Source organism: Kordia sp. E (genome assembly GCF_056033805.1).
On record NZ_JBRASR010000002.1, the window covers coordinates 280,534 to 306,319 of the forward strand.

27 protein-coding genes are annotated in these 25,786 nt (G+C 30.6%); 10 read left to right on the forward strand and 17 right to left on the reverse strand.

Going from position 1 to position 25,786, the window contains the following annotated elements:
- Positions 1-67: 67 nt before the first annotated feature.
- The 3 genes from ACUUYC_RS04125 to ACUUYC_RS04135 are packed head-to-tail and all read left to right on the forward strand — an operon-like array spanning position 68 to position 2,653.
- Positions 68-949, forward strand: coding sequence for a sterol desaturase family protein (locus ACUUYC_RS04125; protein WP_474264119.1), 882 nt, complete (start codon positions 68-70; stop codon positions 947-949).
- Positions 950-954: 5 nt separating this feature from the next.
- On the forward strand, positions 955-1,890 hold the full coding sequence (locus tag ACUUYC_RS04130; RefSeq protein WP_474264121.1) for a DUF547 domain-containing protein: 936 nt from the start codon (positions 955-957) through the stop codon (positions 1,888-1,890).
- Positions 1,883-2,653, forward strand: coding sequence for a TIGR04283 family arsenosugar biosynthesis glycosyltransferase (locus tag ACUUYC_RS04135; protein WP_474264123.1), 771 nt, complete (start codon positions 1,883-1,885; stop codon positions 2,651-2,653). The genes ACUUYC_RS04130 and ACUUYC_RS04135 overlap by 8 nt, the downstream gene beginning before the upstream one ends.
- 130 nt (positions 2,654-2,783) lie before the next feature.
- Here ACUUYC_RS04135 and ACUUYC_RS04140 read toward each other — a convergent pair whose 3' ends face one another.
- From ACUUYC_RS04140 to ACUUYC_RS04175, 8 genes are all read right to left on the reverse strand, one after another.
- On the reverse strand, positions 2,784-3,299 hold the full coding sequence (locus ACUUYC_RS04140; RefSeq protein ID WP_474264125.1) for a DinB family protein: 516 nt from the start codon (positions 3,297-3,299) through the stop codon (positions 2,784-2,786).
- Positions 3,300-3,436: 137 nt separating this feature from the next.
- Positions 3,437-3,646, reverse strand: a complete 210-nt coding sequence (locus ACUUYC_RS04145; RefSeq protein ID WP_474264127.1) for a hypothetical protein — start codon at positions 3,644-3,646, stop codon at positions 3,437-3,439.
- A gap of 55 nt (positions 3,647-3,701) precedes the next feature.
- Positions 3,702-3,938, reverse strand: a complete 237-nt coding sequence (locus ACUUYC_RS04150) for a hypothetical protein (protein ID WP_474264129.1) — start codon at positions 3,936-3,938, stop codon at positions 3,702-3,704.
- Between the two features lie 186 nt (positions 3,939-4,124).
- A complete protein-coding gene (gwsS, locus tag ACUUYC_RS04155; protein ID WP_474264131.1) occupies positions 4,125-5,216 on the reverse strand; it encodes a grasp-with-spasm system SPASM domain peptide maturase in 1,092 nt (363 codons plus the stop codon).
- Positions 5,217-5,218: 2 nt separating this feature from the next.
- Positions 5,219-5,386, reverse strand: coding sequence for a hypothetical protein (locus tag ACUUYC_RS04160; protein WP_430411129.1), 168 nt, complete (start codon positions 5,384-5,386; stop codon positions 5,219-5,221).
- Complete coding sequence (locus ACUUYC_RS04165) at positions 5,376-6,305, reverse strand: ATP-grasp domain-containing protein (protein ID WP_474264133.1); 930 nt, start codon at positions 6,303-6,305, stop codon at positions 5,376-5,378. The genes ACUUYC_RS04160 and ACUUYC_RS04165 overlap by 11 nt, the downstream gene beginning before the upstream one ends.
- Before the next feature lie 80 nt (positions 6,306-6,385).
- Positions 6,386-6,625, reverse strand: coding sequence for a hypothetical protein (locus ACUUYC_RS04170; protein WP_474264135.1), 240 nt, complete (start codon positions 6,623-6,625; stop codon positions 6,386-6,388).
- 220 nt (positions 6,626-6,845) lie between these two features.
- A complete protein-coding gene (locus ACUUYC_RS04175) occupies positions 6,846-7,049 on the reverse strand; it encodes a hypothetical protein (RefSeq protein ID WP_474264137.1) in 204 nt (67 codons plus the stop codon).
- A 393-nt stretch (positions 7,050-7,442) separates the two neighbouring features.
- On the opposite strand from ACUUYC_RS04175, the gene ACUUYC_RS04180 reads away from it, so the two are divergent.
- The 3 genes from ACUUYC_RS04180 (at position 7,443) to ACUUYC_RS04190 (ending at position 14,055) form a co-directional block, all read left to right on the forward strand.
- The gene (locus ACUUYC_RS04180) at positions 7,443-10,364 is read left to right on the forward strand and encodes a sensor histidine kinase (protein WP_474264139.1); all 2,922 of its coding nucleotides are present in this window, start codon (positions 7,443-7,445) and stop codon (positions 10,362-10,364) included.
- An 86-nt stretch (positions 10,365-10,450) separates the two neighbouring features.
- Complete coding sequence (locus tag ACUUYC_RS04185) at positions 10,451-11,185, forward strand: LytR/AlgR family response regulator transcription factor (RefSeq protein WP_474264141.1); 735 nt, start codon at positions 10,451-10,453, stop codon at positions 11,183-11,185.
- Between the two features lie 146 nt (positions 11,186-11,331).
- Positions 11,332-14,055 carry a T9SS type A sorting domain-containing protein gene (locus ACUUYC_RS04190; protein WP_474264143.1) on the forward strand — a complete coding sequence of 908 codons (2,724 nt, stop codon included), beginning with the start codon at positions 11,332-11,334 and terminating at the stop codon, positions 14,053-14,055.
- Positions 14,056-14,400: 345 nt separating this feature from the next.
- Here ACUUYC_RS04190 and ACUUYC_RS04195 read toward each other — a convergent pair whose 3' ends face one another.
- The 3 genes from ACUUYC_RS04195 to ACUUYC_RS04205 are packed head-to-tail and all read right to left on the reverse strand — an operon-like array spanning position 14,401 to position 16,380.
- Positions 14,401-15,024, reverse strand: coding sequence for a hypothetical protein (locus ACUUYC_RS04195; RefSeq protein WP_474264145.1), 624 nt, complete (start codon positions 15,022-15,024; stop codon positions 14,401-14,403).
- Complete coding sequence (locus ACUUYC_RS04200) at positions 15,014-15,517, reverse strand: RNA polymerase sigma factor (RefSeq protein WP_474264147.1); 504 nt, start codon at positions 15,515-15,517, stop codon at positions 15,014-15,016. The genes ACUUYC_RS04195 and ACUUYC_RS04200 overlap by 11 nt, the downstream gene beginning before the upstream one ends.
- 11 nt (positions 15,518-15,528) lie before the next feature.
- Complete coding sequence (locus tag ACUUYC_RS04205; protein WP_474264149.1) at positions 15,529-16,380, reverse strand: TraB/GumN family protein; 852 nt, start codon at positions 16,378-16,380, stop codon at positions 15,529-15,531.
- 256 nt (positions 16,381-16,636) lie between these two features.
- Between ACUUYC_RS04205 and ACUUYC_RS04210 the strand changes: the two genes are divergently transcribed.
- The gene (locus tag ACUUYC_RS04210; RefSeq protein ID WP_474264151.1) at positions 16,637-16,843 is read left to right on the forward strand and encodes a hypothetical protein; all 207 of its coding nucleotides are present in this window, start codon (positions 16,637-16,639) and stop codon (positions 16,841-16,843) included.
- 82 nt (positions 16,844-16,925) lie between these two features.
- On the opposite strand, the gene ACUUYC_RS04215 is transcribed toward ACUUYC_RS04210, so the two are convergent.
- Positions 16,926-17,369 carry a RidA family protein gene (locus ACUUYC_RS04215; RefSeq protein WP_474264153.1) on the reverse strand — a complete coding sequence of 148 codons (444 nt, stop codon included), beginning with the start codon at positions 17,367-17,369 and terminating at the stop codon, positions 16,926-16,928.
- Positions 17,370-17,435: 66 nt separating this feature from the next.
- Between ACUUYC_RS04215 and ACUUYC_RS04220 the strand changes: the two genes are divergently transcribed.
- The gene (locus ACUUYC_RS04220; RefSeq protein ID WP_474264155.1) at positions 17,436-18,107 is read left to right on the forward strand and encodes a hypothetical protein; all 672 of its coding nucleotides are present in this window, start codon (positions 17,436-17,438) and stop codon (positions 18,105-18,107) included.
- Positions 18,108-18,151: 44 nt separating this feature from the next.
- The gene (locus tag ACUUYC_RS04225; RefSeq protein ID WP_474264157.1) at positions 18,152-19,138 is read left to right on the forward strand and encodes an NAD-dependent epimerase/dehydratase family protein; all 987 of its coding nucleotides are present in this window, start codon (positions 18,152-18,154) and stop codon (positions 19,136-19,138) included.
- Between the two features lie 92 nt (positions 19,139-19,230).
- On the opposite strand, the gene ACUUYC_RS04230 is transcribed toward ACUUYC_RS04225, so the two are convergent.
- The 5 genes from ACUUYC_RS04230 to ACUUYC_RS04250 form a co-directional block, all read right to left on the reverse strand.
- A complete protein-coding gene (locus ACUUYC_RS04230) occupies positions 19,231-20,493 on the reverse strand; it encodes a BamA/TamA family outer membrane protein (protein WP_474264159.1) in 1,263 nt (420 codons plus the stop codon).
- A gap of 96 nt (positions 20,494-20,589) precedes the next feature.
- Entirely contained in the window at positions 20,590-21,348 is a 759-nt protein-coding gene (locus tag ACUUYC_RS04235; protein ID WP_474264161.1) for a hypothetical protein, read from the reverse strand.
- 10 nt (positions 21,349-21,358) lie between these two features.
- Positions 21,359-22,363 carry a glycoside hydrolase family 113 gene (locus ACUUYC_RS04240; RefSeq protein WP_474264163.1) on the reverse strand — a complete coding sequence of 335 codons (1,005 nt, stop codon included), beginning with the start codon at positions 22,361-22,363 and terminating at the stop codon, positions 21,359-21,361.
- A 37-nt stretch (positions 22,364-22,400) separates the two neighbouring features.
- Positions 22,401-23,321 (reverse strand): hypothetical protein, encoded by a 921-nt coding sequence (locus tag ACUUYC_RS04245; RefSeq protein ID WP_474264165.1) that lies wholly within the window; start codon positions 23,319-23,321, stop codon positions 22,401-22,403.
- A gap of 101 nt (positions 23,322-23,422) precedes the next feature.
- Positions 23,423-24,139: a DUF547 domain-containing protein gene (locus ACUUYC_RS04250; RefSeq protein ID WP_474264167.1), complete on the reverse strand. Its 717-nt coding sequence runs from the start codon at positions 24,137-24,139 to the stop codon at positions 23,423-23,425.
- Positions 24,140-24,421: 282 nt separating this feature from the next.
- On the opposite strand from ACUUYC_RS04250, the gene ACUUYC_RS04255 reads away from it, so the two are divergent.
- Positions 24,422-25,762: an NAD(P)/FAD-dependent oxidoreductase gene (locus tag ACUUYC_RS04255; protein ID WP_474264169.1), complete on the forward strand. Its 1,341-nt coding sequence runs from the start codon at positions 24,422-24,424 to the stop codon at positions 25,760-25,762.
- Positions 25,763-25,786: the final 24 nt, after the last annotated feature.

Sequence of the window (25,786 nt, forward strand, 5' to 3'; positions counted from 1 at the left end):
TTAATTGACAAACGAAAAGAAATATTCGTTAGATAGAAACGAAAAAGAATATTTAAATTTGTAATCTATGGAAAGGTATCTAGAAATCATCAAACAATCATATAGCGACTATTGGAATTACTTTCAAGGGCAAGTATTTTTTCAAAATTTGGAAAACTATTTTTATGGTTTGATTGTGATTTCGTTGATTGTTTGGGTTTTGGAAATTATCTTTCCTTGGCGTAAAAACCAATCCATTTTTCGTAAAGATTTTTGGTTGGATACATTCTACATGTTTTTCAACTTTTTTATCTTCAACCTCATCATTTTTATAGCTCTTTCCAATACAGCCGCTACCTTTTTCAATGATATTTTAGGATTGATTGGCTTATCTATTGATAGTTTTCAATTGTTCGATGTAGACAACTTACCAACATGGCTAAGTTTGATTGTTTTCTTTGTTGTAGCAGACTTTGTACAATGGAATACACATCGTATGTTACACAGAATTGACTTTCTCTGGAACTTCCACAAAGTACATCATTCTGTAAAAGAAATGGGCTTTGCGGCGCATTTGCGTTATCATTGGATGGAGACAGTTGTATACAAATCAATGTTATACATTCCAATGGCGATTATTGGTGGATTTAGCGTGAATCATGTTGCTTTTGTATACTTTTTTACGATTGCTGTCGGACATTTAAATCATGCTAATTTAGGTTGGGATTATGGTTTCTTAAAGTACATTTTCAACAATCCAAAAATGCACATTTGGCATCATAGTAAAGAGCTTCCTGTAAGGTTTGGCGTGAATTTTGGACTAACTTTAAGTGTTTGGGATTATGTATTTAAAACAAATTACATTCCTAAAAACGGACGCGATATTGAATTGGGCTTTACCAATGACGAATCGTTTCCTCAAGATTTTTTACAACAAGAAATCTATCCTATCAATCTAAAAAAAGAATAACTTTTATGATCCGATCTATTTCTATACTGTTAGTTTCCATACTATTTATTGCTTGCGGAACACAGCAAAAAGTTGTTAAAAACACTCCTGAAGAGACAACAACTTCGACTGTAAATTCAGCCGTGATAGATTCTGTAAATGCGCAACATGATAAAATTGCACCTAGCGATTCATTAAATACAATTAAGAATAAAAAAGTTGGTTCCACAAAAGTAAAAAAAGGAGATACCGATGGTTATATTACTGATGATGGAGAAACGGTAACTGTAGAAACTGTCTTAGATGAAAAAGAAAAAACAGCTTTCAGTCACAAGGTTTTTAATACATTACTCCAAAAACATGTTACCAAAGACGGAATCGTAAATTATAAAGGATTCAAAAAAGATCGTGCACAATTACAAACATATATTACTTCATTAAGTGAAAATATGCCAACTGATAATTGGTCTAAAAACGACAAATTAGCCTATTGGATTAATGCATACAATGTCTTTACAGTAGATTTAATTCTGCGAAATTATCCAACAAAAAGTATCAAAGATATCAGTAAACCTTGGAATCAACGTTTATGGAAATTAGGAGATAAATGGTATAATTTAGATGAAATAGAACATAAAATTCTGCGTAAAATGAACGAACCCAGAATTCATTTCGCCATCAATTGTGCTTCGTTTTCGTGTCCACCATTATTGAATGAAGCTTTTTCCGAAGAAAATTTAGAAGCACAACTTACGCAAGTTACCAAAACCTTTTTAGCGGATTCACAACGAAATACAATTACAAAAGACAAGCTTGAAATTTCAAAAATTTTCAAATGGTTTTCAAAAGATTTTAAACAAAATGGTTCATTGATTGACTTTTTAAATCAATACAGCGATGTTAAAATAAACGCAAACACAAAAAAGAAATACAAAGATTACAACTGGAATTTGAATGAATAGTATTTCCATTATCATACCAATTTTCAATGAAGCAACAACCATTGTTTCATTACTTAAACATATCCTGAAATCACTAAAATATCAACAACACGAAATTTTACTGATTGATGGCGGAAGCACTGACAACACCGTACATACAGTAACTTCTTTTATTTCAGAATTTCACAAACAACACAATGCTACCAAAAAAAGATGTGTTGATTCATTGTTTGAAACGGAAAAATTAAACGTTCAAATTCAACTATTTCAATCTGAAAAAGGTCGTGCAAAACAAATGAATTTTGGTGTCCAAAAAGCAATAGGAAGTATTTTATATTTCTTGCACGCTGATACATTTCCGCCAAAACATTTTGACGAACTTATTCTTCAAAAAGTACATGAAGGACATAAGGCTGGTTGTTTCCGAATGAAGTTTGATTATCCACATCCAGTATTGCTAGTTTCACAATTTTTTACACGTTTTAATGTTTCTTGGTGTCGTGGCGGCGATCAATCATTATTCATTGAAAAATCACTTTTTGAATCTCTAAATGGTTATAATGAGGCATATCCTATTTATGAAGATTGTGAATTTATCAATCGTTTATACGAAAAAGAACAGTTTACCATTATTCCAAAAAGTGTAAAAACTTCTGCCAGAAAATACAAAGTAAACGGAACTTGGAAACTGCAATATCATTTTGCTATAATTCACATTAAAAAATCAAAAGGCGCAACACCTGAAGAGTTGTATGCGTATTATAAAAAACATGTTGCTTCTTAGCTTAATTGGACGCGCTTCGCTTTTAGAAGGATTTAAACACCAAGAGCTTTCTTTGTGATAATTCTTAAAGAATTCAAAAAAATAAATCACTTTTCTGAGAAAAAGAAACAATTAATAATCGATTGTTAATTTATTGAGGTAATCTTTTCAAAATCAATTTGATTTGACCTTGATGACAGAGTTCATCATGCATAATGTGTCTAAGCTCGTAGTGATGATTCATTATAAGCTGTTGATTCGGTAAAACGATCTTTTTTTCTAACCATTGATCACTTAGTTTTTTCATTTCATTTAGCGTGGTGCTTCTAACCTCCTTCAACGTATCTATATAATATTCTAAGGGATTACTATCAACAAGTCTTTTATCCATATTAAAAGGAAAGCCTCCTCCGAATTTTTTGATTTCTTTTTCAGAAAAAGATCTGTCAAAAAAATAATCCAATTGAAATTTGAGTTCTAAGGCTGCAATATGAAGAAGCAAAGTACCAATACTATTACTTTGATCATCAAAATTGTAATCTAGAGACTTAACAGATAAATCTTTAGCTAATCGAAAGGTTTCATTTCTTATTGATATCATTTCTGAGACTATATATCCTAAATGAGGACTATAATCTTCATGAGAGTTTATTTCGTTATTGACCATAACTGTTTTCTTTAAAATGATTTGTTTTCTAAAAACGAACAATTCCTTTTTTTATTAGAAAAAGAAATTGTTCTATTTTACAAATAGCAGCATTATTTTCCACTATTATAAGATAATTTTGATAAAATTCTTAAGTCTTAACGAGGTGAATCATTAGAATTCGTATGATAAGACCATCCACATTGCCCTGGAAGATCTGACTTAAAGCAAATCCAGTCAGAGTAAGGACATGTAGGATCTTCTGAAATAGGAAGACCTAGATGATTTTGACCTCCAACGATTTTCTTTTCGTTCAATTTGGAAACAACTTGCTTGTTTAAGCTTAGTTTGAAATTGTTTTTACTCATAATTTAAATAATTTTAAGTTAATAATAATAGTGCCTACTTCTAAAGTTTCGGATACTATTGCGTATTTGGTCCAGACCAAGGACATTGATAATTAGCTGAAGGACAGTTATTATCAGCTGAAAAACATTTATCTGTTCTAAAGCAAATCCAGTCAGAGTAAGGACATGTAGGATCTTCTGAAATACCTAGACCTAGATGATTTTGATTTTGTTGACCTCCTACGATTTTCTTTTCGTTCAATTTGGAAACAACTTGCTTGTTTAAGTTTAGTTTAAAATTGTTTTTTCTCATGATTTAAATAATTTTAAAGTTAATAATCATCAATGATACCCGTTTTTAAGTTTAAATCATATAAGAGGTTCTTCAGATTTATGAATTCAGAGTAACTTATAAACATTTTTACGAAGCTATTAATAACCATGTGCTGGATCTGAGATGTAAAAAATATCTTTCTTAATTTTATAAAAAGGGAAAAGTTTAATCATTCTTTTTTACTAATTCTTGCATTCCATAATACTCAATCGCCTTTTGCTTTAATGGGTTTTCACTCCATTCTTCCCATTCATTAGTATATGGACTATAACCACATTTTAAAGGTTTAGAATAGTTGTCTTTTGGGTTTTCAGTATAAGCGCGACAATCTGTACAAATATGTCTAAACTCACAATCTTGACATACCTTTATATCATCTTTTTTAATGTTCCAAAACTTCTTAAAATTGGAATGATTAAGTGCTTCTTCTAACTTAGTATTCTTAATATTACCATAGCTTTGAGGCATTGATGGACAATTTTTAATACTACCCTGTTTATCAACTGAAATTTTTCGATTAAGACAAGTATTAAATTGTTGAGATTCGGTAAAAAGCTTAATATTAGAATAAAAATAATCGTCTTTTATAATACCACAGTGTTTTTCATTTAATATATTTTTAGTGACGTAAATTAAATAACCCATATCTCTTCTAATTGGGTCGAAATTTTTATTCTCTAAAGCATTATATATAATAATTGAATGTATTCTTGGGTTTTGTTTTAAAAGATCTTCTAATTCTAATTTAGTAAACTTTACGCTTGAAGGCATTATAAAACTTACAGACGCTATTCTTGATTTTTGCTCTTTTATAAACTGAGCCATTCGTGAAACATTCTCTATTGTCGTTTCTTTAAAAAAACGTATTTGTAAATAGGAACATTTAAGTTTTTCTAACTGTAAAATTATAGACTCAAAATCATGGTTTATTGTGTCATAATCTATAACCATATTAGTGATTTGAGATGGAGAATCCCATTTTAAATTCATTCTAGGAAAAAATTCAGGATTTTCATCAAAAAAAATGAAGTTATTTAAAATAAGAAAGTTAAAATACTCGTCTATAATATCATTATATTTATTCTTAAACTCCTGCTTAATAAAGTCAATAGACTTACCATTATAGTTTTCTAAAATATCACATAACCCATTTGGTATAAAAAAATATTTATTGTTTTGAAGGTCACACAAAGTGCTTCTGCTTGCACCTTTTACAGGTATTATATTTGAAAAAAGAATGAAGTTTTTTTTGTTCAATTTTAGAAAATTTTTGTAATAGGTTTAACAAATGGCTTCGAAAGGTTTGATGAGTTTTTATAAGCTTTCATTGCTACTAAATGTGATGGAATGGATTGTTCTTTAGGCTTAGAACTTTCATGCTTAAATTTTAAACCATTATATATATTTACAGGATCTTTATGCTTCATTTTGTAATAGGTTTGCTAATTTGTTTTCTATGTAATAATTACAAGCATTATTAAAAAAACTAACTTGTCCTGTAGGGTTTATTTCTAAAAAATAGAAATCACCATTTTTATACATTAAGTCTGCAGAACCATAGTTTAAATTGAATTTTTCAAATACTTTTTCTAGTTTATTCTCTATGTCTTTTGGCAGTTTGAAAGATGTTGTTCGCATGTTTTTCAATGAACCAAATTTTGTTCTATAATCAATTTCGTTGTCAAACGTGTGTATACTCATGGCATAAAAAAAACCTTTAATATATACAACTCTAATCTCAAAATCTGCTACTATTTTCTCTTGAAATAAAGAGATTGCGAATTGATTAGGTATTTTATCTAAAATTTCTGAGTCAATTGAAAATGTTAAGTTAAAATCGCACCAAAAGTCATCTGTTTCATAAATATATTGATCTGTTATTCTTTTACTGATAATGCCATTTTTAGTAATATGTTTATTATAAAATGCTACTAATGTGTTTTTGTTTCCTGTTATTAGTGCTTCAGGAACTTTAAAACCTTGTTTTTTTGCTTCTAGTGGTACATCTAGTTTATTAACTTCAAAATCACTTCTTAACCGTCCTATTTTAAGCCCTGTTTTGTAGTTTAAAAAAGAATCTATAACCATAGACAAACAACTATTTTCATAACTGCTACCAATAGTGTTAGCAAAACCACCATTAAACCAAATAGATGTTACAGTATTAAAGTCTGTTGCTTTAAAATAGGCATTGCTAACATTAAGTTCGTTTTGTGATTTGTTTATACTAAAATCTTCAATTATAAGAGCATCATTTTCGCCTCCTATTCTTATAAAATTTGTATTTAAACAATCTATTACCTGATTTACAAAATCGTCTATATCTTTACTATATATTAAAATCATATTTATGTAGTTGGTTTTTAATAAAAAACCGGCATGGTAGAATACCATAACCAGTTTTTATTGCTAAACTTCTACTTGTATTAGATTAATGGACATGAAGGTCCGGCCATATATGTTCTATCATGGTAGGTTTTTACTCCATTACCTCTATCAGAATCATAACCATAAGTATAATGACCTCTAGGATCACCTGGATCAGCTCTACATCCGCCAGGAGTTACGGTTCCAACTTGTGCTTTCCCTCCATTTAATTTAGACATCACTCCTTTTTTAAGTGTATCTTTTTTAAATTTGTTTAATTCTAAACTTTCTAATTTCATAATAATAAATTGTTTAATTAATAGTACCTACTCTATTTTAAAGGCTTTTCGGTTTCCGCCTAAAACCGTTGTGGACGTTCTTTCATAAATTCACAAAATTGATCCTCCGAGAAAAACAATCCAAAGCATCTATCTTATCAAAAAAAGATAAACACATGAATATCGAGCGTTTATTTTCTATGCTCACAACGAATTGGCCTTTTTTCTAAAGTTTCAGATGCTATTGCGTATTTGGTCCAGACCAAGGGCATTGATAATCATCTGAATGACATTTATTCGAAGGACATTTATCTGTCTTAATGCAAATCCATTTAGACCAACAATCATCATATGTTTGATCTTGGCGACCTCCTATGATTTTTTTTTCGTTCAACTTGGAAACAACTTGTTTGTTTAAGCTTAGTTTGAAATTGTTTTTTCTCATAATAATGTTTTTATAAAAATTAATAATTACAAGACGAAATAATGACTAAAAAGAACATGTTACAAACATTGTAAGTCGTAATTATCGAATTGAGGGTTCTTCAAACTTAGAGATCCAGTGTAATTTAATTTCCTTGAAACCCTTAATAAGACTGGGTGTTCTTTCATAAATTCACTAATTGCATTTCTAATACTGAATCAAGAAAGTTCGACTGTAGAAACCTTGAAGTTATGGAATGTGATAAATTAACATTATTCTTTAATAGAAATCCAAACCTGAGATTTTTTGAACTAAAAAGATAGCATCGCTACTTAATTAGAAAATTATTATTTTAGTTGATGGAAGCTTGAAACAAAAATTGCTACGAGCAGAATAAATTATTCATAAAACCTCTTGATTAAAAAAACACTTTCGTTAATATTTATTTGCACTTCGTTTTTGATGTTAGCACAAGAGTCTGTTGCTATACATCTTACAGAAGTAGACAACTTACCAGATACCGAGTTTTACGATATTATTGAAGATGAAAAGGGCTTTATATGGCTGGCTGCTAATAATGGTTTGTATAGGTATGATGGTAAAACATTTAAAAATTATACCAATTCCGAAAAACGTGGACATTCAGTTTTTGAATTGTTTGAAGATTCACAAGGAAGAATTTGGTGTGTTAATATTTCAGGGCAATTTTTTTATGTAGAGAATGAGAAGCTTGTTACATTCATTGATTTATCTAGTCAATTAAAAGGAAGTTTACCAAACTACAAATTGCTAGGCAACACAATGTCTGTGTTTACAAGAACTAGATGTTTCCAAGTATCTTTAAATACAAAAAAAATTACCGATTTATACACAAGTGCATCTGTAGGCGTACCAATAGAAAAAGAGTCTACAGTTTTGGTTACTATCAATGATAAATTATTAGAATTAAAAAAAGACGCAACACCAAAGCAAAAGCTTAATATTAATTCATTATACAGTACTCATGAAAAGCAGCTTTCTCTTTTTTCAGGACCTACTATACTTATAAGTATTGATGATGATCTTTATTTATCACAGTTAATAGGAACAAATCATCATTTTTTCTTTTGCGATACAATTAATAATACCGTTAAGCAATATCCTTTACCAGAAAAATTAAAAGACAAACATATCTCTAACATTAATGTTACAGATACTGATGTATGGTTTTGCACGCAAGATGGAGTGTTTCATTACAAATATGAAAACAAGAAATTTGTTTATCAAAAAATATATTTTGAAAACTTATTTGTCACAAAAGTGATGTCCGACAAAGACAATAATTATTGGTTTACAACAAAAGATAACGGTGTTTTTGTAATCCCAAATATTAATATAGAAAAGTATCCAGGTATTGTTAATAACCAAAATATAGCTTGTGTTCAAAAAATAAACGATTCAACACTAATCTTTGGTACAACAAAAGGAATTTTTGGTATTTATAATTTGAAAAATAAAAAAGTAAAGACCGTAGCATTAAATACGACAAGTAGTATTTCTTCATTGCTATACAATTCGTTCTATAAAAAAGTAATTATTTCTCAAGATAATGCGTCCAATATTTTAGATTTAGAAAGTTTTGAGCTTATAAATAAAGGACCATTTATAGGCGCAAAAGAACTCTCTATAACATCAAATAATGAAATAGTTGTATCCAGTTATAATAAAAATAGTTTGATAACATGGGAAGGCAAAAAAGAAAATAATCCGTTATTTTTAGAAAAGACACTTACTAATAAAAGAGGATATCATAATTACTACAGTCAAAATTCAAAAGCTACATATGTATCAATGGTAGATGATTTTGTTCGGTATGATTCCTTATTTACACCTCGTAAAATACGATTTAAAGACAAGCCCATTTTTGCGCTAGATATTACTGAAACAAATGATAGTATTATATGGGTAACTACTTTTAAACAAGGAATTTTAGGCATTAAAAATGATTCTGTAATAATTAATTATTTAGAGAAAGATGGTTTAGCATCAAACCAAACAACGAAACTAAAAAAAGATGGAAATGATTTATGGATTGCCACTAGGAGAGGTTTGCAATTTTTAAATAGAAATAATAATACCTTTAAGACGCTTACTAAAAAAGATGGATTGCCGCCTCTTAAGGTTTCTGAAATTTCTGTTTTTGACGAGCATGTTATTTTTTCTAGTAACAATGGTCTTTTTGGAGTAGAAAAGAGCAAAGCATTCAAGCAAGAATCGATACCAAGCGCTTATATCACAAACGTCACTATTAAAGGTAAAGAAACCACACTACAACCTACATATAGTTTAGCATACAATCAAAATCAAATAAGTTTTTATTTTAGAGCACGAAGTTTTCAAGCAGATAATAATATTAATTATCAATACAGATTACATGAAAATGATCAATGGATTACGCTAGCCAATGGTGTTGATAATGTTCAGTTAAGCAACTTAGCATATGGCAAATACACGTTTGAATTAAGAGCTAAAAATACGTTTGGCAAAAACATTTCAGAAGTCAAAAAAGTAGGATTTACTATAGCAGCTCCTTTTTGGAAACAATGGTGGTTTTATGTTGCCATTATCATGTTGCTATTGTGTGGTGTTTATATTTATTTTAGATCTAAGATTGAACGGATTAAAGAGCAAGATCAGCAAAAACTATATCAACAAGAATTAGAAACCAGTTTGGCGCATTCTGAGTTAAAATCTTTAAAATCACAAATGAATCCGCATTTTATGTTTAATGCTTTAAATGCAATTCAATCATTAATCATAAAAGATAAAAAGGAAGAAGCTTACATTTATCTCACAAAATTTTCGTCGTTAATTAGAAACAACTTAAACATGAGTGAAAAATCTTTTGTAAACTTCAATGAAGAATACACCTTACTAAAAACGTATTTAGAGTTAGAAAAATTACGCTTTAATAAAGATTTGAACTATACATTTATAGATGTTGAAACAATAGCAGATATAAAAATTCCTTCTATGATTATCCAACCTTTTGTAGAGAATGCGATCAAACACGGTTTACTACATAAAACTGGAGAAAAATTAATATCTATAAAATTTAAGCAAGAAAAAGTATTTAAGTGTATCATTACGGACAATGGAATTGGTAGAAAAGCTTCAGAAGCTATAAATAAACACGATGGCGGTAAACCAAACTCTTTTTCTACAACGACCATTAAAAATAGATTTAATCTACTAAGAGAATATTACAAATTAGATATTGGATTTGAATATATAGACCTAGAAACTGATGGCGTTTCCTCAGGAACAACAGTAATCATCAATATTCCATATTTATAACTTGAAAGCTTTTTTGTAGTATTCGGAAACTTTTTAATTGAAAAACGATAATAATAACGCTATTTTATGTCAAATTATTTTTTTAGATGAAACAGAAAGTAACAGCAATATTAATAGATGATGAGCAAAGTGCTCGTGATAATTTAAAATACTTATTAGACAATTATTGTCCAAATATTACCATTGTTTCTGAGGCTAATAGTGTAGATACTGCAAAAGTTGAAATAGAAAAACACGCTCCAGATGTTATTTTTTTAGATATAGAGATGCCGCAAAAAAATGGGTTTCAATTATTAGAAACCTTTACTAAAATTCCTTTTCAAGTAGTCTTTGTAACTGCTTACGATAAATATGCAATAAAAGCCTTTGAGGTAGCTGCATTAGACTATTTACTAAAACCGATAGATATTGACCGATTGAAAGAGGTTGCTCAAAAAATAAAAAACACTTTAGAAAGTGCAGATAATCGTTTACTACTTTTAAAAGAAAATAATAAAGTGTTAAGTAAAATTGCAGTGCCTTATAAAAGTGATTATGTTATTTTAAATATTGAAGATATCATTTGTATAGAAGCTGACAGAATGTATTCCATCATACATTTAAACAATACAAAGAAATACATAACAGCTAAGAAGCTCAGTCATTACGAATCTTTATTATCTGAAAACAATAAATTTATACGAACACATCGTTCTTGGTTGCTTAATACTAATCATGACATTTCATACTCAAAAAAAGAAAGAATGCTTACAGTAGAAGGTTTTAAAATTCCAGTAAGTAAAGGCTATAAAGCACAATTTGAAGCTATTTACATAAGCTAAAACTCAACATTAAATTTTTTCTAACGACCTCATAATAAATCGTTTTCCCTTCTCGGAAACAAAAATAGTTCATTCGGAAACTAATTTTGAATAACACAAAAAATACATCTTTTATTTGCTTTCATAAATTATAAAAAATCTATTTCATGAAAACAAAATTACTGTTAAAGTCAATAATTATATGCTTTATATTAATTCCATATATAGGAATTGCACAAATACAAATTGGGCAAGATATTGATGGAGAAGCAGCAGGAGACGAAAGTGGTTATAGTGTGTCATCGTCATCTGATGGTACTATAGTCGCAATTGGAGCTCCTACCAATGATGGTGTTAATGGAGGTGATTCAGGACATGTTAGAGTGTATAAAAACATAAGTGGTATTTCTTGGACACAGATTGGTCAAGATATTGATGGAGAAGCAACAGATGATCGTAGTGGTCAAAATATTTCACTTTCTTCAGATGGAAATATCGTTGCTATAGGAGCTGAATTTAATGATGGTAATGGCAGTAATTCAGGTCACGTTAGAGTATATGAAAATATAAGTGGTACTTGGACGCAAATAGGCCAAGATATTGATGGCGAAGCAACAGATGATCGTAGTGGTAGTGCAGTATCACTATCTGCAGATGGTACTATAGTTGCTATTGGTGCAGGACGTAATGATGGTACTGGCGGTGGTGCAGGTCATGTAAGAGTATATCAAAATATAAGTAGTACTTGGACACAAATAGGTCAAGATATTGATGGAGAAGGGTCAGGTGATGCTAGTGGTAAAAGTGTATCATTATCATCTGATGGTAGTATAGTTGCTATAGGAGCTGAATGGAATAATAATCTTAATGGAAATAATTCAGGTCATGTAAGAGTATATCAAAATATAAGTGGTACTTGGACACAAATAGGTCAAGATATAGATGGTAAATTTGCTAGCGATCGTAGTGGGTCAAGTGTATCATTATCGTCAAATGGTACCATAGTTGCCATTGGAGCTCCTTTTTATAATGGTAATGGAGTTAATTCTGGTCACGTTAGGGTATTTGAAAATATAAGTGGTACTTGGACGCAAGTAGGCCAAGATATTAATGGGGAAGCAGCAGGTAACTTTAGTGGTGATAGAGGTACTGTGTCATTGTCTTCAGATGGTGCTATAGTTGCAATTGGAGCTGTTCAAAATTCTGCTAATGGAGTTAGTTCTGGCCATGTAAGAGTCTATCAAAATGCAAGTGGAATTTGGACACAATTTTCTTCAGATATCGATTCAGAAGCAGCAGGTGACTTTAGTGGTTTTAGCACATCTTTATCTTCAGATGGAAGTATCGTTTCTATAGGAGCTGTAAGAAATGATGGAAATGGAACTAGCGCAGGTCATGTTAGAGTTTTTAGTTTATCTAATCCTGTAAAAAGAGTAATCTATGTAGATAAAGATGCTACAGGAAGTAATGATGGAACTTCTTGGGCAAATGCTTTTACAGATTTAAAGGATGCATTGCTTACAACACCAGATAATGAAATATGGGTTGCAGATGGTATTTATGCACCACATGCATCAGATAGAAATATTTCATTTTTAGTTGGTAATAGTAGTGAAATATATGGCGGATTTAATGGAACAGAAACTGATTTATTTCAAAGAGATTTTACTATGAATGAAACCATATTATCTGGAGATTTATTAGGGAATGATACAAATCTTGCAGCTTTTAATCATGGTATTAAAACTGATAATACCTTGCATATAGTCAAGGTAACTTCAGAGAATGTTATTTTGGATGGAATTACAATAACGAATGGCTATGCATCAGTAACTTCGCCTGCAATAGATAGCGATGGTGCAGCTATATTGAAATCAGATGTTGTAAATAATTTGACAATTAAGAACTGTACGATTAAAAACAATGTATCATATACGAGAGGAAATGTTTTAGCAAATTTTAATGGCAATGGTAATTTGACAATAGAGAATACCATTTTTGATAACAATTTAGCACTTTATGCAGCTGGAATATATAGTTTTACAAATACTAGCTCAGTAACAACAACAAATATTACAAATTGTTTATTTACCAATAATGCCACAAAAGATAATGGACCACCAAATGCTATTGCAGGAAGTTCAATGTGGTTAAGAGCCGTAGGAAGTGGATCTACATATAACGCAAATATTACCAATTGCACATTTGCAAACAATCAAGATTCCACGACTAGAAATATCGTAAAATCTACAGTAGCACTTAGTCAGAGAAATGGATTTGGAATAATGAATACCGCAGTTGCTAATTCTATTTTTTATAACAATTTTATTATAGGTGGTACACCACCATCTATAACTCCGTTAAGTGATAACATTCCTAGTACAATTAGCATAGTCAATTCAATAGGAGCCGATAACTTCTCAAATATTAGCGCAACAAGTTTAACAAATACAAGCAATGCAAATCCGTTATTTACCGATTCAATAAATAATGATTTTACACTACAATCTGGTTCACCAGCTATAGATTCGGGCGATAACACGAAAGTGCCTTCTAGTATCCTTGCAGATTTATTAGGAAACCAACGTATTTTTAATACAACTGTAGATATGGGCGTCTATGAATTTGGCGCACCAATGCTGGGCATAGATGATGTTTATGCTAAAACAAAAGATATTAAACTCTATCCTAATCCTGTAAGAAACACACTAAATATTCTACTAGACGACACATTAGAAAAAGTAGAAATCTATACCATACAAGGTCAAAAAGTATTAGAAAACAACACTTCTAATACCATAAGCGCTGTAAATCTGTCAAAAGGATTATACATTTTAAAAGCACAAACTACATCTGGTAAATTAATGATGAAGCGTTTTATCAAAGAGTAATCGTTCTAATAACCCTAAAACTGTACCTACCATGTTTAATCAGTGAATTTCTTTAAAACTCTATCCAGAGATAGCCAGAAAATAAGCGATTAAATGTCTATGAATTATGGAAATAAGAGTGTAGAAGTATCTTTTTATAAACTTTCATAAACATCAGAACTACTAAAAAGTAATTCACTATATATTAGTGAGTTACTTTTTTTATTAAATAGTTTTAATGAACTCAAAATGCTCAGAAAAGAAGTAATTAAGTATATAAAATTTAGCCTGAAAATGTCATTCCGCACTTATTACGAAATTCACTATGGAATGAAATAGATTACTGCCTTCGCAGGAATGACACTATCACGCTTCCATTTGCTTCAAAATCTCTTCTAATTTCCGTACATGTACGCCATACAATTTATCAGCCCATAGTACTGTAATATAATAGATAAATACTACAGAAAGTAAATATCCTACGATCACTAAGAGCAATGTTGATGCTGGCATTTGTAATAAAAACCATTCTGAAAACCGATCCGTTCCAAGAAGCACAGTTCCTCTAAAAATAGCAGTTGTAGAAATTGGTAATAATAAGGAACCCGCAATAATTGCTGTTTTATATACTTCCATCGTGAGTTTTATATCATGGATGAAACGTAAAATTGTCTCCTTTGTTTCTTGTCCAACATTAGATGTTCTTTTTAAAAACCAACCCATTTTTGCCAAATATCCTAATGTTATTAAAGCCATCACAAACATAAGAATAAAGTAAACTGCTCGTGGTAATGTGTACATTTCTATGACAAATGGAAACGCAAAAAAGATAACGATTACGATCAACTGTATCACAATTTCACCTTTCATCGTTTTGCGGATTTTTGCAATTGGCATTTGACTTTCTTTTAAGTTTTCTAAACTCGTTGGTAACTGAAAATCATCTTGATTTTCATCGTCCATTAATTCTTTTATTTTATCAAAATCCATATGATTGATTTTTTATAATTTCTTGTAATTTTTTCTTTGTTCTGTTTAGCTTTACGCGAACATTTACAGATGACATTCCTAAATTTTCTGCAATTTCATCTCCTGAAAATCCTTCAATAAATTGAAATATGAGTGCTTTTTCTATCTTATTTAATTCCTGAACTGCTTTGTAAAAAGATGCTAACTGTTGTTCTTTTTCATCCGAATAATCTTCTTGTTGCAATTGTATATGCTCGGGCATTTTATAACTATCTGGCTTTCGTTTTTCTTTCTTAAAAAATACAATCGCAGTGTTTAATGCTACACGATACATCCAACTTGAAAATTGACTTTTTCCATTGAATGATTTTAAAGACTTCCAAAGCTGCAAAATAATTTCCTGTACCAAATCCTCACGGTCAATCGCATCTTCAAAATAGATGCGAGAAACCTTATGGATAATCCCTTTATGGGCAGCAATCGCTTTTAGAAATTCTTGTTCGGTTAGTTTCAATGAATGTGTTTTTATAATACAGGAGTTACTTTATATCCTTGCTTTCGTAATAATTCAATAACGCCGTTCTCTCCTACCAAATGTGCCGTTCCAACTGCAAATAAGTTTGATTGTTTTTTCATCATATTTGGCATTAATTTCACCCAATTCGTATTGCGATATGTTAACATCCAATATTCTGCATTTTTATTTAAAAAACGTTCATCTTTCATCTCATCAAACAAAGCGCTTATGTCTTCATTTTTATAGCATCTAATCATGTTTTGAAACGCAACTTTATATTCTTGATACAATTCAATTTGTTGCCATAAAAAGTCTTTTGGATACGCTTTCGCAAAGAAATCAACTTGACCGTTGAAGGTTTCTAAACCTTGAATATTTTTATGTTTCGCTTTCGCCATTGTGGTTAATTCAAACTCATACATCTTTTTCGTAGTGCACGGTAAACTTTGTTGAATTAAGAGTGAATAAATGGTCATTAAACTATAATTGTCAACCATTTTCAACGACATCTTCATTTCATTTTTCAGTAGATTGTCTAAATATTCTTGTCGTTCTTTAGATAATGTTTCGCTCAATTTTTCTTTAGAAACCATTGATTTTTGCATTTCCATCAAAGCTGCTGTATCTGAAAAATCTACTTCTAAAACTAAATTTTCAGTTTCATTAAACGCTTTGTTTACTTTTTCAGGAATGGAAAAATCGTCTTCACATAAAATATGAATCGTTCCTAAAAGATAGGAAGGTTTTCCCAAATCTTTGTGTTCAATTTTCCATAACACAGAATTTTCAAGTATTGCATTTTGTGCGTTTCCAACGAAACTACAAGTAATAAAGCATATAAGTACAATTAATTTTTTCATGTTTTTGTTTTAGTAACAAAAGATTCTTTCAGCGCTGATTTGTAATCTCAATGTTCGATTTATAATCTATTTGCTCCGTAAGTATCAACTTTGGAAATATGTTACAAAAAAAATGAAATTGTTTTTCATAATTCCATTCAAGAGGGATATTTCCCCAAATAAAAAGGTGTTTATATCTTCATAAATCAGCATTTTAACTATTCCATAAAATCCTGTTCGTCTGTTTCTTTGCACTGAAACTTAAAATAGAAAAATAATGAAAAAACAAAGTATTACTTCAGGATTACAATTAAAAAAATCAACAATTTCTGATTTACACACAAGTCAAGTAAAAGGTGGTTTACCAACTACGTTACAATCAACAGTTCTTACGATACCGGACATTCCGTTGCCAGATCCAAGACCAATGACAATTAGTTATTCCAATTGTGATAATTGCACTTCTTGGAAACCAACTTGCTAAGACGCAATTTTTAATCTTAAAAAATAAAAACAGCATGACGAATTTAATTCATCGTGCTGTTTTACTTTATATTAAATACTGCTTACTTCGCAGCAATTACATCAATTTCAATTTTTGCTCCTATCGCTAATCCACCAGCTGCAAATGTTGTACGTGCAGGTTTGTTAGGAAAATACTGTACATATACGCTATTGAAATCCTTAAAATCATTTATATCAGCTAAAATTACCGTGCATTTTACGACACGATCTAAAGAAGAATTATGTTGTGCCAAAACTGCTTTTATATTTTCTAATGCTTGTTTGGTTTCTGCTTTGATTCCGCCAGAAACTAAAACTCCTTTTTTATGATCTTTCCCTATTTGACCAGATAAGAATAATAAATTTTCAGTTTCGACAGCTGCACTAAAAGGTGTGTTTTGTCGTTCAGATAAGTGTGAAGGATGAAAAGTGATGTCTTTTTTCCCTGATTCACAACCGAAGAAACTTAGTAATAATAGAATATATAAACAGTTGATTGGTTTCATAGTAAAAGAGTTTAGGTTTTAACAAATTTAAGGAATAATAGTATGCGATATCTGATCGTTTTTTTATTGATTATTTTTTTGGGTTGTAATGAAAAAGTAGCGGAAACAGGAACTTTAGAGATTACTTATAATTATTGCAAATACAAACCTGAATATAAATTTCCTATTTCTGGAAGCTGCAAACTCTTCAAAAACACAGGAGAAGAAGTCAAATCTTCAGAAAAAAACAAACTCATTTTCAAAAATTTATCTTTTGGCGATTATTATATAGAATACACTACCATTTATAATGAACGTAAGCGTTTAGATTTTAAAATGAATGAAACGATAAAAAACATTCACTTATGTGTAGATACTATTTCATATGATAATGATCAAAATATACTCTTGATAGATGAATTAAAAACTAATGAAACACTTCAACTGCATTATAAAATACGTGGCTGTTTTCACGGTGGAAAAGAAGATTTAAAAATTATAAAAACAGAAACAACATACATTTTATCTTATGTAGATAAAAACTATACGCTATCAGAAAAACAGATTCAATTATTTAGAGAATTTGAAATTGAGTTGTATAAAAATCATTCAAGTATATGTTCAACAATAGATACTTATAATATAGGAATTTTAGCAAATAATAAGAATTTTGAAAGATTTAAAGCGTATAAAATTGTTGATGGAAGTTGTGCTTGGCGAGGTTTCCCTAATTTGATAGCATTGTTGAATCTTGAATAAGTATCTTTATGTTATCATAGATAAACTTCCATAATTTATTTTGAATGAAAAAAATGCTTATCCTTGGCGGAACACAGTTTATAGGACGTACACTTGTTGAACAATTACTAAAATTAAACAAGTTTGATATTACATTATTTAACAGGCAGCGAACACAAGCTGATTTATTTCCGACTGTAAAGAAAATAAAAGGCGATAGAGAAACTGACGATATTCGTCAAATTGAAAATGAAGATTGGGAGTATGTAATTGATGTTTCTTGTTATTATCCTGAATCGCTTTTAAATGTATTAAATTCTATAAAAGGAAAAGTAAAGAAATACATTCTCATCTCTACATGTTCTGTGTATGATGATACTGACAATCATGTTGATATGAGAGATGAAACAGCACCGATACTAAATTGTACTAAGGAGGAACGCATAGATCGTACACCAGCAACCTACGGAAAGCGAAAGGCGGAATGTGAGCGTATTTTAGTGAATTCTGGACAAGCGTATTGCATGTTTCGTCCAGCACTTGTTTATGGCGCTTATGATCATACAGATCGTTTTTATTATTGGTTGTATCAAGTAAAAAACAATGAAACTTTATTACTACCTAATAATGGAAAAAATGTATTTTCTATCACGTATGTAAATGATCTTGTACATGCTATTATTGGTTCAATAGAAACACCTTTTACTGGTGTTTATAATATCATGACAACTCCAAAAACGTCTATAAAGCAGATTGTTGAATTTGCAGAAAAACTACTTAATAAAACAGTTAATAAAATAAATGCAACGCCCGATTTTTTGTATCAAAACAATATTAAACAATGGACAGATATGCCATTATGGGAAGATGGAGATTATTTTACATACAGCACTCAAAAACTAAAAAATGATTTTAATATTCAGCTTACTGACTTCGAAAAAAGTATAGAAAATACTATTTCATATTACAATTCGCTTGGTTGGAAAGAACCGAAATATGGAATATCTGAAGAAACTAGATTAAATCTATTAGCAAAAATAGATGCTACCTAAGGTTAAAAAAATTAGTAATTCAACATATAGATTCCTGCCTACGCAGGAATGACAGAAAGATAATTATGATGAGATTTCCGTTTTCACGAGAATTAGAAATATTGACCAATTCCAAAAACAATTCCATTACTTGAATCTTTAGTAATTCCGTAACCGTAATCGATTCGGAAAATTGCATTAAAAATTCGTTTGTGGATGAAACGCAATCCAACTCCTGGATAAATTCGGAAGTTACTACTATCTGTAAAATCGCTAAAACTTCCACCTGGATTTCTCCATGTTCCAGCATCTACAAATCCATTTCCTTGTAGAATAAACCAACCTTTTTCGTATAATGTATAGCGATATTCAGTATTTAACACCATACTTGCCGTTCCGCGATCAATAATGTTTCCTACACCACGAATGTTTAAATTATTGTCAACTGAAAAAGGCGCAAATGGACTTGCACTGTTAGATGCAACTCCAAATCGGAAGCGGTTTGCCCAATTTCCTTTTTCTCCAACACGTTTGAAATACATAAAGTCACTCCAGCCAATTAAAAAGTTATCTTGAAAATCGTTTTCAGTCGTTACATATTGTAAATACAAGGTGTTTTTGATTCCTTCAATGTATTGATAATCATAATTCAAGTTGTCATATTCGTATACTAACTTAAACATGAGTTTGTCTAGTTCTAAGTTTTGCGGAATGGCGTCAGATGTTACTCCGTTAAGATAACTATATTCTTCTGTAAATATATTTGCGCCAAATTGCAAGCGATGTTTAAAGTTGATTTGATACAGTAATAATGCTTCAAACGATGTGTTACTGTATTTATAATTTGCCGAACCTTCATCAAAGTATAGTGGTTCTTCACTTGTCCAATTTTGATGATTTAGCGCAATTCCGAAGTTTCGTGCAAACAAATTCGGTGCACGCAAATTGATTCCGTATGAGTCAAATCCGTTATTTTGGTAAAATCCGCCAAAAGCGATATTCCGACCTAAAAAATTATAATCATACAATCCTATTTTGTACGCAACTTGCTCATTTGTAGTTGTCCAAACATTTAAATTTGGAATTAGCGTAAAGTTTTCTTCTATATTAAAAAATACATTATACAAGTTATCATGCGAAACAAACACTTGATAATACGCATGTGAAACTCCTGCCAAACGTTTTAACAAAATGACATCTTGATCCAACTTAAGTGAATCTAATACGTCTCCATTTCGAACGCTTACATACTTTTTCAGAAAGCCAATTTTGTTCTTTTTCTGTCCTTGAAACTTTACATCATACACAATTTTATCTTGTGCAATTCCTTGAAAGACAAATCCAAAAAATACGATAAGGAAAATTATTTTTTTCATCTGTTCTTGTTATTTTCCAAATTTGGTCAGATGGAATTCGTCGATAATCATATTGATTGGAAGCAATTAAATTATTTGTTGGGACTCATTTCATAGCTATTGAACTACAAAGATATCTTGAATTACTGTATTTACCCAATTATCTTCACTAACATCCATCAATGTAAATTTATATGAATTACCTGTAGTTAAGTCTTGTGGAGTTCCATCTGTAATATTTAAAACAACATTTGAAGTATTGTAATACTGGAACTGATTTTCATACGTATAGGTTCCGGAAAGCAATTCATAATCAATTGTTGAAACTACTTGAAAGTAAATTGCGTTGTCACCATTGGCATTATCAATCCAAGAAAATTTAGGCATTTGAGAAACTTGCTGATCAATCACAACTTCATTTGTCCAAATAGTAGGTTTGGTTACATTTTTAATTCTGATCGGGTTTGAAATTTTCACTTCTCCATTCAATTCGTATGTTACAATAATCCACTTTTCATGTGCAGAAATACGTGTAAACTGTCGTAAATAACCATTAAAAAAAGGTTCAGAAGTAATTTCTAATTGCTGGTAATTTTCGTAATTATTGGAATCAACATCAACAGTATTTGTTTCAAAAAATTTAATATTTGTTGCGCCATTTTCTGGAAAGAAATAAATTTGTACACTATCAGAATCCGTTGCATTACTTGCTGCACAAGCAATCACAGCGCCAGCTTCTATGGTTCGATTCAGAATAACTTCTGATAATTTTGTAGTGTTTTCTATGTTGATTGAATCATCAGATTCACAAGATATGATTGCAAAAAACAATACTAAAGATGTAATTAAATATAGAATTGTCTTTTTTGCTTTCATGATTTTTTAGTTATTGATATAACTTATAATTTTCCCTAACTATATTTTCAGCAGGTTTATTCTGTGGCGTAAATTGGGTGTTTTCCAAACCACCTGATTTTTCATAATTGTGAAACCATTTCCAAATGAATCCGCCAGCAAACCATTCTTCTTTCCAAAACTCGTTATACATTGCTTGCAAAGCAACCTCCTGTACTTTTAAGTTGAGTGTTTTTCCTTTTCTACTAGAATCCCAAGGTTCTTTTCCTGTGAATTCCATACTACGATAACCGTATTCTGTAAACAGGATTTTTCTGTCTAACTTTTTTGTTAACGCAATAATTTTTTCTTTGTGTGGTTGCCATCCTTTTTGCAAACTTTCTAAAGAAGGTGTTTTTTCTTCACTTAATGGAAAGTATGCATCAACTCCAATAAAATCTAGTTGTTCCCAAAATGGTACTTTATCAAACGAGTCCCAATTTTCAGCATAGGTGAGTTTTCCTTTGTAAACTGTTTTTACTTTCGTGATAAGTGCTTTCCAAAATTCTGGTCGTGCTGCTACAAACTTGTGCAATTCGGTTCCGATACAAAATATTTCAGCATTAATTTCTTCCGCTAACGCTGCATATTCTAGAATAAAACTTTCATAAGAAGTCTCAAATGCTTTCCAATCTTCTTCATTTTCCATTGCAATAAAACCTGTAAACTCACCATTCCAAACCCAAATCTGTGGCTTTATCATGATTTTAATATTGTTCTTTTGCAAAAGTTCGGAATATTGCTTTGCTCCTTTTCTGGTTTCACCAAACCATTGTCGGTCTGTATTGTGAATAACTTCAGTAGCAGTCAATTTTTTGAGAAAGCCAAAAGGCATAATTGCTGCATAGTTTGCGTGGAGCTTTACAACAGGATCTACATTTGTTTGATCAATTGCTTGTGGAGCAGCTACAAAGCTAACTCCATTCATTTTTTGAGTCTGACTCGTACATGAAAACTGCAATAATCCAAAGAATATACAAAGGAGTCTAAATTTCATCAGTGATTTTTTTTAGACTCCTAAAATACTATATTTCTTAAAATAGCGCTCTTAAACCTATGCTAAAAGTTTGTCCTAATCCTTGAAAATTGTTTCCTCTAACAAACTTGTCAAAAGATGCTTCAACGTTTAAGACATCATTTAATTGGTATTTACTTCCAATTCCTACAGATGTAGAATTTTGCGAAAAGTTATTTCCTAAATCAATTAAGAAAGCTTGTTTCGTATTTACATATACTGTTGATTTATCCGTTGGAAAGTAGCTTAAAAATACGCCTAATGGTAAAAATAAACTGTTGTTTGCAAAACGCTCACCTACATTAGAATCTGCATCTGCATCTTCACTTTTTTCTCCAAAGTTAAATCCGAAATCAGCTTGTGTAAACACTTGCCATTTGTCTTGTCCGAATGTTTTATCGTAGAAAAACTTAGTTTCCCAAAAAACACTTCTCTTATCTAAATACGGTGCATTTGCTTTGTCTTTAAATATTGGTAAATAGATAGAACTCGTAAATGAGAAGTTTGAAATATTTTTGAAAGGTTGTACACGAATAGAAGGTGCAATTGTTGTTAAACCACTTCTTGAACTTGGGCCATCTTCAAATTTGAATACATCTAAAGCACCAGCTCCACCAAATGTATTAGATCGTACTTGAAAAATAAACCCAATGTTGATTCTTCTATTATCGCTAATTCCTGTGTAAATTTCTGTTGTATTTGTAAAAAACGTTTCTCTCGGAATTGTTACAGATGTACTTCCTGCATCAGTTCGTTCGGTTTGTGTATAAATACTATTGAAGAATTTAATATCCCATTGTCCTTTTTTCAACAATTTTGAAGGTGTATATTCTTGAACATTACTCTTTTCATCAGTTGATTCATCATCTTGATCTTGAGCAAAAGAGAAGCTTACAAATAATACTGCAAGCATTGTTAAAATTAGATTGTTTTTTTTCATTTTAGTGTAATTTAGTATTGTGTATTTAGTTCTTTATATTAAATGTTAAATATTGAATTATAAATTATTTATAACTCGTCATATCGAGCGCAGTCGAGATGTTATTTTGTTTGATTCAATTTCCAGTTATACGGATAGTAACTGATTTTAGATTTTTCTGCGATTTTTTCTTTTCTATATTTATTAATAAAATCGATTTCATTTCCGTTTTGAGTAAAATCTTCTTTGTACCATTTCATAATTTCAGAAAGTTGCACACGCTTTTTCTTTGCATTTACTTTGATGAAATTATCATTATTTAAGGCAATTCGCGTTTGTGTATCTAATTGTTTATCAAGTGTATTTGGCATGTAGGCTTCGGCAATAATTGGGGGACAACCCAAGCCTGCACATACCAATACAAAGTGAAAACGTGCATCATTAAAATTCCCACGTAATAACTTGTGCTCTATATCATTCAAAGTAATTTTCTTTCCGCCAACCGAATGTTTTGTTTTATCGAAGAAACCTTTAATATCTAAAGGCGATTTTACAGGATATTTTTTCACAATTCCTTTAATTACTGACAAATTGTAAATATTTATCCAATATGCTTGATACGTATTTGCATCACTTTTAGCAACTTTAATACTATTTGTTGAAGCTAAAATTTCATCTAATCCAGCCATATTCTTTTTAACAGCTTTATAATTTACACGTCCATCTTTCACATATGCTGCAAAAAAAGCATCCGAAGCTTTAAAAAATGTATCCGTATTTTGCGCAAAACCTAAAGAGGTAATAAATACAGCAATGATGGTGATTGTTATATGTTTCATAGCAATTGTTTTCAATTTAATTTCAATTCGTAATGATGCTTAAGTCCACAAAACTTTTAGGAACTTACAAACTTTCTTAAAAAAGTTGAAGTCATATATACATTTGATTTTCAAGTATAAAACACGTGTTGCTTTTTTAAAATCCTTACATAAAATTTTTAATTTATAATTATTCTAAATTCTATGTCCCAATATAAGTTCTTAACTTTAATGTCGACAGAATCCCCGACACGAACCATTTTTTGCGTAAGCAGAAAATATTAAAACACAATCAACATTCTTATGGAACACATTGTAATTATAGGTAATGGAATTTCTGGAGTTACGGCTGCTAGACATATTCGAAAACTTTCCGATAAAAAAATTACTATCGTATCTGCTGAAACTGACTATTTCTTCTCTCGTACTGCTTTAATGTATGTATACATGGGACATATGAAGTTTGAACATACACAACCATATGAGAATTGGTTTTGGAAAAAGAATCGCATCGAACTCAAAAAAGGCTATGTAGAACAAGTAAAAGATGCTTCTAAAGAATTGGTTTTTACAAGTGGAGAAACCATGAAATATGACAAACTCATCATTGCTACAGGTTCAAAACCAAACAAATTTGGTTGGCCAGGACAAGATTTAGATGGTGTCATGGGTATGTATCACAAGCAAGATTTAGAAAATCTGGAAAAATATGCGCCAAACAATAAAGTATGTAATCGTGCAGTAATTGTTGGTGGTGGATTGATTGGAATTGAATTGGCTGAAATGCTTCAAAGTAGAGATATTCCTGTAACTTTTTTAGTTCGTGAAGAGAGTTTTTGGAGTGGCGTGTTGCCAGCTGGCGAATCAGAAATGATTAACAGACATATAAAAGAACATCATATTGATTTACGCTTAGGCGTGAATTTACAAGAAATAAAAGCGGATGAAAACGGAAAAGTAAAATCTGTAATCATTAAAGAAACTGGCGAAGAAATTCCATGTACAGTTGTTGGATTAACAGCTGGAGTTTCTCCAAATGTAGCGTTCTTAAAAAATTCAAATATTGAACTCGGACGTGGTGTCAAAGTGAATCGAAGGTTAGAAACAAATATTCCAGATATTTATGCAATTGGTGATTGTGCCGAACAACATGAAGCTATTGGACAACGCAGACCTATTGAAGCTGTTTGGTATACTGGACGAATGATGGGAGAAACTTTAGCGCAAACGTTGTGCGGAAATCCTAGAGATTACAATCCAGGACACTGGTTTAATTCTGCCAAATTTTTAGACATTGAATATCAAACTTACGGTTGGGTTTGGGCGCAACCAAAAGAAAACGAAGCACGTTTTTATTGGGAACATTCAGGCGGAAAAAAATGCATTAACATCAACTTTGATAAAAATACCAAAGAATTTATAGGAATCAACACCTTCGGAATTCGCATGCGTCATCATAGTTTTGATACATGGTTAAACGAAAAGCGCTCGGTTGAATATGTTTTAGAACATTTAGCAGACGCTAATTTTGATCCAGAATTCTACAAGTTGCACGAAAAAGAAATCGTAGCAAAATTCAATCAAGAAAACAACACCAATATCCAACTAAAAAAGAGAAGTTGGAAACGTATTTTCAGTTACTAATCACCTCATTTTAAAAATTACATT